Raw genomic sequence first — 12552 nt, 5'->3', positions numbered from 1 at the left:
GAAGTTTTGTATTATACATCACTTCAGGATTTTATCAAATTAAACGGTGACGATTTTGTGACCGATGAAAATCCGTTATTGGTTTTTAACCTCGGAAATATCATCAGTACGCAAAACTCCCGTTGTACGCAAATCAAGGAGTTGATTCAGGAACCGCCTGTGGCCGAAAAAGGCTTTTTCTATCAATGTACGCCGCGATTCCTGACAATCGCTGCCGAAGGTGATAAACCCTGGTGTGATCAAAATGGAAGTAATTCGGCTTCCAATATCCTGAGCAATCTGTTTTTTGTTGAATGTGTTTACACGCATTATTTCAACATTTCGTTTATTGTAAAACACGTCAATCTTTTACCTAATAACGGTTCGTTATACAACACCAATGATGCGACCGACTTACTGTATAAATTCCGCGACAACTGGAATGCCAATCATACCAATAAAGACCGCGATCTGGCGTTACTTTTTACCGGAAGACGTCCGAATAGCGGAACGGTTGGTATCGCATTTACCAACTCGCTTTGCACCAGCTATTCTGCCTATGGCGTTATTGGTAAAGATCCAACACGAATTCGTATTACCGCTCATGAAATAGGCCATATTTTTGGTTCGCTACACGACGACGAACACTACGGAACCTCATCCTGTAGTGGGAACGATATGCCAATCATGTGTATGTATACATCGACTTATACACCGCTTTATTTTAGTCCGCATACCCGAAATATTATTCTGAATTCCATTAATAGTCATGCGTATTGCCTGAACGATTATGCTAACGTGAATAATTCAAGTGAAATCGTAAAATCCTGGACCAATAACCGAAACCTGAAATGGGTGGCAACCTGGTATATGCAGGATGGCGATTATATTCTAACCGGAAACTTTGACGGAGAAAACAATGATGAAGAGATTTTCTTTGCCAATCCCGACAGAAATTGGGTCGGTATTATGGATTTCTCCTGCGATCAGGGAACCGACTGGTATCATCTTTGGGGGAATGGCGGAAACCGTACTTTCGGATGCTGGTATCGCAATTATGGCGATCGTTACTACTCCGGTGATTTTGACGGTGACGGAAAAGACGAAATCTTATCCCGTACCGATACCGGAAGTTGGGCACAAATTAAAGAATACCTCCCTTCGACCTGGTCGTGGAAGGAACGCTGGAGTAATAACGGAAGTAATACACCTATTGCCTATTGGTATATGGGGCCAAAAGATACCTTCCTTGTGGGTGATTTCGATGGCGACGGAAAAGACGAATTACTTTGCGTAAATCCAAACGGATGGTCGCATCTGGTAAAATTCAATTCGTCTCCAGGCGGATGGTATTCCCCGCAAACAATATGGAGTAACAACGGTTCCGGATGGATTGGCGGATTACAGATCTCACAGATTCAACGGTATATGAAAGGAAAAATGCGTACCACTACCCGCGATGAGCTGTATGCATTTGTAAGCAATTCATCCAGTAGTTTTTCAGCCATTATGCGTTTTACCGGTAGCGGATGGACGTTAACCGGCGGACAGGGATTGGGAACCAGTTTTACTACGACCAATGTTACTCCGGCGCATTACAGTTATAAAATGATGACCGGTAATCTGGACAACGACGGCTATAGCGAATACCTGGCTATTAGCAACAACTGGATCGCCAGTTATGATTACAGTAGCGGTGCACCGGGCATGTCGTATAACTGGGGTAATGGTGGAAGTTCCTATTATAACGACTGGTACCTGAACCAACCTTCGCGTCAGTTTCTGGTAAAAGCAGCTCCAACAGCTCCGGATCAGATTTTTAACATCCAATATATTAAGAGGAGTTCCGGATGGTGGTTCTGGTACCGAGAATGGTACGAAGCATCTCTGGCGTCTATGTATCGCGGCGAATTACCAAATCAGAATATGAAAGCAGCGGAACCGGAATTGGATTTTGAAAAAACAGCTACGATTTCGGTAAACGACAATATGCTGATTTATCCGAATCCGACTAAAGATATTTTAAATATCGATTTTAACAACCTGGAAGTGAAACAGGCCAATGTTTCCCTTATCGATATCACCGGTAAAACCGTACTACAACAACCGTTAACCGGTCCGAATAATGTCCTGTCACTGCAGGCGCTTTCCGAAGGAATGTATATCATCCGGATCGATTCGGAAAACCAACCGACTATCACTCAGAAAATCGTGATTCAGAAAAAATAAAACTCCGATTTATAAAAAAAGCCCCCGCATTAGCGGGGGCTTTTTCATTACCAGATCTTAACTCTGTCTTCCGGTTTTACATATAATTTATCGCCCGGTTTAATGCTAAATGCTTCATAGAAAGCATCCACATTTTGCAACGGCACATAAGCACGGTACATTCCCGGTGAGTGCGGGTCGGTTTTTACCTGATTTTTAATCGCCTCGTCTCTCATTTTCGAACGCCAGATGGTCGCCCATGAAATAAAGAAACGTTGTTCCGGTGTAAATCCGTCGATTAAGCCCGGGTTTCCGTTTTTCTTAAGGAATAATTGTAGTCCGTCATAAGCAGCATTAACACCACCAAGGTCACCAATATTTTCTCCTAACGTAAATTTACCATCTACAAAAGTTCCCGGTAGTGGCTCCAAAGCACTGTATTGTGCTGCCAAAGCACCACCTAAACCGGTAAATTGTTTTAAATCTTCGTCTGTCCACCAGTTTACTAAGTTTCCATCGGCGTTGTAACGCGCTCCGGAATCATCAAATCCGTGTGAAATTTCGTGTCCGATAACCGCTCCGATTCCACCGTAGTTTACGGCTTCGTCTGCTTTATAATCGTAGAATGGCGGTTGTAAAATAGCAGCCGGGAATACGATTTCGTTATACGACGGGTTGAAATACGCATTTACCGTTTGCGGTGACATTCCCCAACGGGTTTTGTCTACCGGCTTTTTCAAATCGTCGATATTTTCCTGGAATCCCCAACGGGCTACGTTTTTCATGTTTTCGTAGTACGCACCACCATTAGCAGGTCCTGTAATTACCAATTTGGAATAATCTTTCCATTTGTCCGGATATCCGATTTTAACGGTCGACTTACGTAATTTTTGGATCGCACCCTGTTTGGTTGCCGGCGTCATCCAAGGTAAACGGTTGATACGGTTTTCGAAAGCTAAGAATACGTTTTCGATCATCGCTTTGGCTTTCGCTTTTGCTTCGGCCGGGAATTTTTCGGCTACATATAATTTTCCTAAGGCTTCACCTACTGTTCCGTTTACAACCTGTAACGCTCTTTCTTCTCTAGGACGTTGTTTGATTGCACCTTGTAATGTTTTGCTGTAGAAATCCCAGTTGGCATTTTCGATATCGGTTGTCAATACGCCTGTAGATTTATTGATCAACGTCCAACGCAAATAGGCTTTCCAACTGTCTACGTCATTTTGTTTGAAGATATCTTCCAAAGCCGTCATATAACGCGGTTGTGATACCACTAACGAATCCAGGTTTTGTACGCCTAATCCGTCAAAATAGTTTTTCCAGTTTACCGATGGTGTCAATTTTTGTAAATCAGCCACACGCATCGGGTTGTAAGTTTTTCGTCTGTCGCGACGTTCCACACGATCCAGTCTCGGTTTGGCCAAAGCTGTTTCCAAAGCCAATACTTTATTCGCATCTTCTTTCGCCTGACTTGGTCCTTCACCTAAAAACTGCAACATACGCGCTACGTGCGCTACGTATTTTTCTCTTTTTTCTTTTGAATCGGCATCATCCGATACATAATAATCACGATCTGGTAATCCAAGACTTCCCAAACCTACATATACTACGTTACGGTTACTGTTTTTAGCATCGGCTCCTACTCCCATTCCATAGAATCCCATACCGCCTTCCGATTCCATTTCCAGTAAAAGCGCATTCAGATCCTGTACGTTTTTAACCGCATTGATTTTGGCTAATGTCGCTTTAATCGGATCAATACCTCTTTTGTCTCGGGCAATGGTATCCATAAATGTTTTATACACATTTACCGCTTTCGCCTGATCGGAATTCGGATCCAGATTTTTGTCGGCTGCCGCTTTTTTTAAGATCGCTAAGGCATCTTTATCCGTATTCTGGCGTAGTTCGTCAAAACTTCCCCAACGGGTTTTATCGCTTGGGATTTCGGTTTTGTCATACCAGGTTCCGTTTACATAACGGAAGAAATCGTCACCCGGTTTAACCGATTTGTCCATATAGCTCAAATTGATGCCCGGATGCGTCGCCTGCTTGTCGGCCGATGCGGTAGTCTGTCCTGATTTACAGGAAAACAAAACCAACGTAGCGGTTGCGCCAAGTAATACGCCTTTATTCATTTTTATTTCCATATTGTTAATTTTGGTTGCTATTTGTGTTTAGGATAACAAAAATAAGAATTCATAGCCGAATCGCTTTTTTTATTTGTTAAAATTAAACCTGCTGTGATTTAGGTAATATTTAACCCCCTAATAGCGAACTTCTTTATATTTTTGCAAAAAATTATATCATGCTTCGCTTTTTCAAAAAATACCGACTGTTTTTTATCGTTCTTTTTGTTCTTTCTGCCATTATCATTACGCTTTTTTATAATGCACTGACGCCTAAAAAACACTTGCCTATCTATACACCATCGATGGTTAATCCGGAATTGGTGGACACTACAATACAACACGTAGCCAATAAACATACTATTGCCGATTTTGCTTTTGTAAATCAAAACGGAAAAACGATTACCCAAAAGGATTACGAAGGGAAAATCTATGTGGCCGATTTCTTTTTTACCACTTGTCCGACTATTTGTCCGATTATGACTACCAATATGGTATGGCTTCAGGACAAAATCAAAAATAATCCTAAGGTAATGTTGTTATCGCACTCGGTAACACCCGATATCGATAGTGTACCGGTGTTAAAAAAATATGCGCTGGAAAAAGGCGTGATCGACAGCAAATGGAATTTGGTTACCGGCGATAAAAAAGACATTTATTATATTGCCCGTAAATCGTATCTGGCTGTTAAAACCGGAAAACCGGAAGAACTTTACGATATGGTACATACCGAAAATTTTGTGTTAGTTGACAGTAAACGCCGTGTCCGCGGTTTTTACGACGGAACCAAAATGGAGGATGTGCAACGACTACTTGACGACATCAACTGGTTGTCGGCTCAGGAAAAATAATCGCCTTAAGCGGATTCATAAAAAAATGTGAAAGTCCGTTTTAACATGGCGTATCCGTTTTAAATGCTTACTTTTGTAGTTCTATTTTAATTCAATCTAAATAAGGTGAAAATTACGTTAGCACAAATAAAAAAAGGACAGAAAGCTTTGATTAACGACTTTAATGTTGACGTTATCCCTCTTAAACTACTGGAAATGGGATGCCTTCCCGGCAATACCGTAGAGTTGTTACAAGTGGCGCCACTGGGTGATCCGTTATATATCAATGTTAACGACAGCCATGTAGCGATTCGCCTTGAAACCGCCAGACAAATTGAGGTTGAGATTATAAAGGAATAAGTTCATGAGTACAAGCACGTTAAAAGTAGCCTTAATAGGTAATCCGAACACCGGAAAAACATCCGTTTTTAATCAGCTAACCGGTTTAAATCAAAAAGTAGGAAACTACCCGGGTATCACGGTCGACAAAAAGCAAGGGGTTTCCAAATTATCCCCTTCCGTTAAAGCGTCCATTCTTGACCTACCGGGAACCTATAGTTTAAACGCCAGCTCACTCGACGAAAATGTCGTGATCGAGTTGTTGATGAATAAAAACGATAAGGATTTTCCCGATGTTGCCGTGGTGGTTTCCGAAGTGGAAAACTTAAAACGAAACTTGCTGCTTTTTACTCAGATAAAAGATCTGGAAATCCCTACCATTTTGGTGATCAATATGTCCGACCGTATGGAACAGAAAGGGATCACATTGGATATTCCGTATTTGGAAAAGGAATTAAAAACCAAAATCGCTTTGGTAAGTTCCCGCAAAAAAACGGGAATCGACAACCTGAAAAACCTGATCATCAATTATAAAGAGCTCTCTACCGAGCCTTGTTTGAATGCTTCCGAAATCGATCCGGAGTATTTTAACAATCTGCGTCATGCTTTCCCAAATCAGCTGTTATATAAATTGTGGCTGGTGATTACGCAGGATGTAAATTTTGGAAACCTGCACCGCAACGAAGTTTCGATCCAATCGTTTGTCAAATCGGATGCAGAATTAAAACGATTACAACAAAAAGAAACCATAAAACGCTACCAGTTTATCAACGATGTCCTAAAAGTGGGTTATACCGTTAACCGCGAAGAGGCAACTGATATCCGCGCCCGACTGGATCGTGTTTTAACGCATAAATTTTTCGGTTATATCATCTTTTTCGGTATCCTTCTGTTAATCTTCCAGTCGATTTTTAGCTGGTCGAGTATTCCGATGGATTTTATCGATGAAAGTTTTGCATCACTAAGTGCTTATGCTGCCGAAAACTTACCTCCCGGATTATTGACCGATCTGATTTCGGAAGGGATCATTCCCGGACTGGGCGGTATCATTATTTTTATTCCGCAAATTGCATTCCTGTTCCTGTTTATTTCCATTTTGGAAGAAAGCGGTTATATGAGTCGTGTGGTGTTCCTGATGGACAAAATCATGCGTCGCTTTGGACTGAGTGGTAAAAGTGTGGTGCCTTTAATTTCCGGAACGGCATGTGCGATCCCGGCGATTATGGCGGCGCGTAATATCGAAAGTTGGAAAGAAAGACTGATCACTATATTGGTAACGCCTTTTACGACTTGTTCGGCACGTTTACCGGTATATGCGATCTTAATTTCATTGATCATCCCTGAAAAACACCTATTGGGTATTTTCAATTTACAAGGATTAACGTTAATGACCTTATACCTGTTAGGTTTCGGAATGGCGATTTTATCGGCTTATATTCTGAACAAAATCCTGAAAGTAAAAGGGAAATCCTATTTTGTGATTGAAATGCCGGATTACAAAGTGCCGTTATTTAAAAACGTAGCCTTAAATGTGATCGAAAAAACCAAAGCCTTTGTTTTTGGAGCCGGTAAAATTATCCTGGCACTGTCTGTTATTTTATGGTTCCTGGGTTCGCATGGCCCAGGCGGTAACTTTAAAAATGCCGAACAAATTATCGAACAGGAGTTGGCTCAAAATAAAATTAGCGGCGAAAAAGACGATTTGGTTGCTTCGTATAAATTAGAAAATTCCTATATCGGGATAATCGGAAAATCGATCGAACCGGTAATCCGCCCGTTGGGATATGACTGGAAAATCGGTATCGCTGTAGTGACTTCCTTTGCCGCTCGTGAAGTTTTTGTAGGAACTTTGGCGACGATTTACAGTGTAGGAAGTCATTCCGAAGAAGAAACCACAATTAAAAACCGAATGAATGCCGAGATCAATCCGATTACCGGCGGAAAAGTATTTAATCTTGCCACCGGCGTTTCCCTATTGTTGTTCTATGCTTTTGCGATGCAGTGTATTTCAACACTGGCTATCACTAAAAAAGAGACCAATTCCTGGAAATGGCCGATGATTCAGTTGGTGTTTATGAGTGGATTTGCGTATGTCGTTTCACTGGTTGCGTATCAAATTTTGCAATAATCATGATCGATTTTCAACAAATAGCAGTATATGTAATTCTGGCCGCAGCCGTACTTTTCTTTATCCGAAAATACTTCTGGAAAAAGAAAAAGAAAAATTGCGGTGGACCGGATTGCGGTTGCAGTTAATGGTCTTTAACGACTAAAAGCGGAATGGTGATTTTGTGTCGTACCGCGTCGACCGTAGTACCAAACAACAGGTCTTTAAACCAGTTGTGTCCGTGTGCGCCCAAAACCAATATATCGAAATCGTTTTCATTTACCACTTTGGCTATACTTTTTTTCGGACTTCCGAAATCCAGTATACTACTCACCCGATAACCGCGCGCTTCCAATGCTTTCTGATATTCTTCCAGATAGTAATGATCACTGGTTGTTTCATAGTCATGGGTTTCATTTCCGTGTACCATCGCACCTACCGTTTCCACTACATGGATAATCGTATAATGCGCCGTTTTTCCGCCCAATTGTAAAGCACTCGCAATACTCTTCTGATCCGTTTTTGAAAAATCCAGCGCAATGGCGATTTTGGAATATACGATCGGTTCATTGGATTCGCTTACTACGATTTCATTGATATGCGGAACCAGATTCGGAATCGCTCTGTTTTTTTCTATAAATGGTTTTACGATGATATAGAGTAGTAAAAAAGTCGCACAAATAGCAATGGGTACTACAAACAACCAAATATATATAGGATGTTCGGAAGTTGTAATCCAGGTTTCAATTTCATCGTAAACCAGTTTAGCGTTTAGCGTTACAATAATCAGCGCGATAAGCCATGATGCTATTTTAGTCCATTTTCCAATGGCAAATCCCTGCATTTTTGTTTTATCGCTAACAAAATGAATTAACGGTATGATCGCAAATCCCAATTGTAAACTTAAAATCACCTGACTTAATAATAGTAATTTTCCGGTGGCGGCTTCCCCAAAATAAATGATCGCTACCAACGCCGGGACTATCGCAATTAAACGGGTAATGATACGACGCACCCACGGCTGAATCCGTAAATTCAGATAACCTTCCATTACAATTTGTCCGGCCAATGTCCCGGTTATCGTAGAACTCTGTCCGGCGGCAATCAATGCCACAGCAAATAAGATTGAAGCCCAATGCGTTCCCAGTAAGGGTTCCAGTAATCGGTGTGCATCCTGAATTTCGGCCACTTCGTGCATTCCGTTTTTATAAAAAGCGGCCGCGGCTAAAATCAAAATCGCCGCATTGACAAAAAAGGCCATATTTAACGCCAGAAACGAATCAAGAAAATTATACCGGATTGCCTGTTTGATTCCTTTTTTGCTGCGATCGAATTTCCGTGTCTGAACCAATGACGAATGCAGGTAAAGATTGTGCGGCATGACCGTGGCTCCGATGATTCCGATGGCAATATATAAAGCCGTGCTATCGGGTATGGAAGGGATAAGTCCCCGGGCAATTTCGGTGACATCCGGTTTTGCCAGAAACATTTCGATCAGGAATGACAAACCGATAATAGCAATCAATGCGATAATAAAAGCTTCCATTTTCCGGATTCCTTTATTGAGTAAAAACAACAGTAAAAAAGTATCCAACATCGTAATACTAACCCCCCAAAGCAACGGAATATCAAATAACAATTGCAATCCGATAGCCATTCCGAGCACTTCAGCAAGGTCACAGGCCGCAATAGCGATCTCCGCCAAAATATACAACACCATATTCACCGGACGGGAATACGTATCGCGCGAGGCCTGAGCCAAATCCCGCTGGCGGACAATTCCCAACCGGGCGCTAAGGCTTTGTAGTAGTAGCGCCATGATATTGGACATCAACAATACCCAAATCAGTTTATATCCAAACTGGCTCCCTCCGGCAATATCGGTTGCCCAGTTTCCCGGATCCATATAACCGACACTCACCATATAGGCCGGGCCAAAAAAGGCCAGGATTTTTTTCCATATCGACGTATTTTGTACTATGGCAACCGATTCGTGTACTTCTTCCAGTGAATTTGTTGTTTTTCGCGTCATAATCAGGTGGCTAATTTCACAAAGAGATTATTCGCAATCTTATTCGATATAATCATTTCTTTTCCGTCTACAATAATCGTTAGCGACATATCAAAAGTTTCCTTACCGATGATCTCGATTTTCGATCCCAATGCGATTTGCTGTTTGTCAAGATATTGTAAAAAACTCGAAGCAGAGTCTTTTACGCCCACACATATCCCTTTTTGTCCTGTTTCCAGGTCGGATAACAATTGTTTGTCTATCTTTTTAATCTCTCCTTTTGCATTCGGAATCGGATCACCATGCGGATCTTCTGTCGGAAAACCTAAAAAGGCATCCAACTTATTGATCAGTTTTTCCGATTTGATATGTTCCAGTTCTTCAGCCACATCGTGTACCTCATCCCAGGTAAAATCGAGTTTTTCAACCAGAAACACCTCCCATAAACGATGCTTTCGTACAATCATCTTTGCTGCCAACAAGCCTTTTTCCGTTAAGGTTACCCCTTGGTATTTTTGGTACAGGATTAGGTCTTTTTCGGCCAGTTTTTTAACCATATCGGTAACCGACGAGGCTTTACTTTCGATCATTCCGGCAATGGCGTTGGTATTAACACCTCTTGGCGAAACAACCGACAGGTGGTAGATGACTTTTAAATAGTTCTCTTCTGAATGCGTCATGGATAAATTTTATGTTTTCAAAAATACAAATTTTTTTGATTCAAAAAATATTTTTAGTTTTGTCTAAATTTTAATTTCGTTTTAATCTAAAATAATATTGTGAAAAATCTAATTCTACTCTTTTTTACCTGCCTTTTAAGTGGTTACTCCGTTTCGGCTCAAACTACACTAAAAGGGAAAGTCACTTCCGATGGCGTTCCGCTACACTATGCCAATGTGGTTATTGCCAAAACGCAGCTCGGCGCTTCGACCGATGCCAACGGGCTTTTTACAATTGAAAACGTTTCGGATGGAACCTATGAAATTCAGGTAAGCTTTACCGGTTTCCGTTCGCAACGAAAAAATATAACGATTCATAACGCGACTCCGGCAATGGTCCATTTCGATCTGAAAGAAAACCAGTCGTTGGACGAAGTTGTAGTGACTGGTACACTGAAAGCGGTGAACAGACTCGAAAGCCCTGTTCCCGTTGAAGTGTACAAGCCTACTTTTTTTAAAAAGAATCCCACTTCCAATATTTTTGAGGCTTTACAAAATGTAAACGGGGTACGTCCGCAACTTAACTGTAACGTTTGTAACACTGGCGATATTCATATTAACGGATTGGAAGGCCCCTATACTTTGGTTTTGATTGACGGAATGCCGATCGTAAGTGGCTTGTCGACCGTCTATGGCTTGTCGGGTATTCCAAACTCCCTATTGGAACGGGTAGAAGTTGTAAAAGGACCTGCGTCTTCTTTATATGGCAGTGAAGCCGTAGGCGGACTGATCAATATTATCACCAAAAGCCCGAAAAATGCGCCGGTATTTTCGGCCGATGCTTTCGGAACCAGTTGGGGCGAACTGAATACCGATTTGGGTTTTAAATCCAATATCGGAAAATCGGTTTCCTTTTTAACCGGTGTCAATTATTTTAATTACAGCAATCCTATCGACAAAAACAATGATAATTTCACCGATGTCACGTTACAGGATCGGGTTTCGGTTTTTCAGAAATGGAATTTTAACCGGAAAAGCAACAAGCTGTTTTCAATCGCCGGACGTTATTTTTACGAAGATCGTTGGGGCGGTGAGATGCAATGGGAAAAGAAATACCGCGGTGGCGACGAAGTTTACGGGGAAAGTATTTACACCAAACGCTGGGAACTGATTGGTGCCTACGAACTACCGGTGAGCGAAAAAATGCTACTTTCGTTTTCCTATACCGATCACGATCAGAATTCTGTTTATGGTAATTCCCCTTTTATGGCCATTCAGCGTATTGGTTTCGGACAACTTACCTGGGATAAAAAGATTAAAAATCACGATTTGTTATTTGGTACGGCTGTCCGTTATCAATTGTATAACGACAATACGCCGGCTACGGTTACCGCCGATGAAACCTGGATTCCAAGTTTGTTTGTGCAGGATGAAATTTCTTTCGCCAAAAAACACAGTATTTTATTAGGTGCCCGATATGATTACAACAGCAACCACGGTTCTATTTTTACACCGCGTTTTGCCTATAAATGGAAAGTGGACGATACCAATATTATCCGACTAAATGCCGGAACCGGTTTCCGTATTGTCAATTTGTTTACCGAAGAACATGCCGCACTTACCGGTTCGCGCGATGTAATTGTGGTAGGAGATTTAAAACCCGAACGCTCGTATAACGTCAACCTGAATTATCTGAAAAAATTCTATAGCGAAAACGGGAATTTTATCGGACTTGAAACGAGTGCGTGGTATACCTATTTTACCAATTCCATTATTCCGGATTACGACACCAACCCGAATCAGATTATCTATAAAAACCTGGACGGACATGCCATTACCAAAGGAATCAGTGCCAATATCGATATGGTGTTTAACAATGGTTTAAAAGTCATTCTTGGCGCAACCTATATGGATGTGAATAAAACCGAAAACGGTGTCACCACACGACAGATGCTAACGGAACGTTTTTCCGGAACCTGGGCGATTTCGTATAAAATTCCGAAATTGTATCTGGATATCGATTATACCGGAAATCTTTACGGACCGATGCGTTTACCGTTGTTAGGCCCGTTGGATCCAAGAAAAGAATATTCGCCGGTGTGGAGCATTCAAAACATACAACTGACCTACACCAAGCTAAAAAATTTCGAAATTTATGGTGGTGTTAAAAATTTACTGAACTGGACACCGAATAAAGGAAATCCCTTTATTATTGCCCGTGCCAATGATCCGTTTGATCATAACGTACAGCACGACACCAACGGAAATGTAATTGCAACACCGGATAATCCGT

9 protein-coding genes are annotated in these 12552 nt (G+C 41.5%); 6 read left to right on the top strand and 3 right to left on the bottom strand.

Features of this window, described 5'->3' with window-relative positions:
* The coding region (locus Q1R07_RS09150; RefSeq protein ID WP_300488933.1) for a T9SS type A sorting domain-containing protein at positions 1 to 2208 on the top strand (2208 nt) is incomplete at its 5' end.
* Between the two features lie 47 nt (positions 2209 to 2255).
* On the opposite strand, the gene Q1R07_RS09145 is transcribed toward Q1R07_RS09150, so the two are convergent.
* A complete protein-coding gene (locus Q1R07_RS09145; RefSeq protein WP_300488936.1) occupies positions 2256 to 4322 on the bottom strand; it encodes a M13 family metallopeptidase in 2067 nt (688 codons plus the stop codon).
* 170 nt (positions 4323 to 4492) lie between these two features.
* Here Q1R07_RS09145 and Q1R07_RS09140 point away from each other — a divergent pair, with 170 nt between their 5' ends.
* The 4 genes from Q1R07_RS09140 to Q1R07_RS09125 all read left to right on the top strand — a co-directional run bounded on the left by Q1R07_RS09140 (position 4493) and on the right by Q1R07_RS09125 (position 7738).
* Complete coding sequence (locus Q1R07_RS09140) at positions 4493 to 5164, top strand: SCO family protein (RefSeq protein ID WP_300488930.1); 672 nt, start codon at positions 4493 to 4495, stop codon at positions 5162 to 5164.
* A 105-nt stretch (positions 5165 to 5269) separates the two neighbouring features.
* Positions 5270 to 5503 (top strand): FeoA family protein, encoded by a 234-nt coding sequence (locus Q1R07_RS09135; RefSeq protein WP_136403503.1) that lies wholly within the window; start codon positions 5270 to 5272, stop codon positions 5501 to 5503.
* Positions 5504 to 5507: 4 nt separating this feature from the next.
* The gene (gene feoB / locus Q1R07_RS09130) at positions 5508 to 7610 is read left to right on the top strand and encodes a ferrous iron transport protein B (RefSeq protein WP_300488925.1); all 2103 of its coding nucleotides are present in this window, start codon (positions 5508 to 5510) and stop codon (positions 7608 to 7610) included.
* A 2-nt stretch (positions 7611 to 7612) separates the two neighbouring features.
* Entirely contained in the window at positions 7613 to 7738 is a 126-nt protein-coding gene (locus tag Q1R07_RS09125) for a FeoB-associated Cys-rich membrane protein (protein WP_300488922.1), read from the top strand.
* Here Q1R07_RS09125 and Q1R07_RS09120 read toward each other — a convergent pair.
* Entirely contained in the window at positions 7735 to 9621 is a 1887-nt protein-coding gene (locus Q1R07_RS09120) for an Nramp family divalent metal transporter (protein ID WP_300488919.1), read from the bottom strand. The two genes, Q1R07_RS09125 and Q1R07_RS09120, sit on opposite strands and share 4 nt — an antisense overlap.
* 2 nt (positions 9622 to 9623) lie before the next feature.
* Positions 9624 to 10280, bottom strand: a complete 657-nt coding sequence (locus Q1R07_RS09115) for a metal-dependent transcriptional regulator (RefSeq protein WP_300488916.1) — start codon at positions 10278 to 10280, stop codon at positions 9624 to 9626.
* Positions 10281 to 10379: 99 nt separating this feature from the next.
* Between Q1R07_RS09115 and Q1R07_RS09110 the strand changes: the two genes are divergently transcribed.
* A partial coding sequence (locus tag Q1R07_RS09110) for a TonB-dependent receptor (protein WP_300488913.1) occupies positions 10380 to 12552 on the top strand: 2173 nt, incomplete at its 3' end.

Origin of the sequence: Flavobacterium sp., from assembly GCF_030146175.1 — a bacterium.
Lineage (GTDB): Bacteria > Bacteroidota > Bacteroidia > Flavobacteriales > Flavobacteriaceae > Flavobacterium.
The sequence above is the reverse complement of the archived record's forward strand: the minus strand, read 5'-3'. Positions and strand labels throughout refer to the sequence as shown.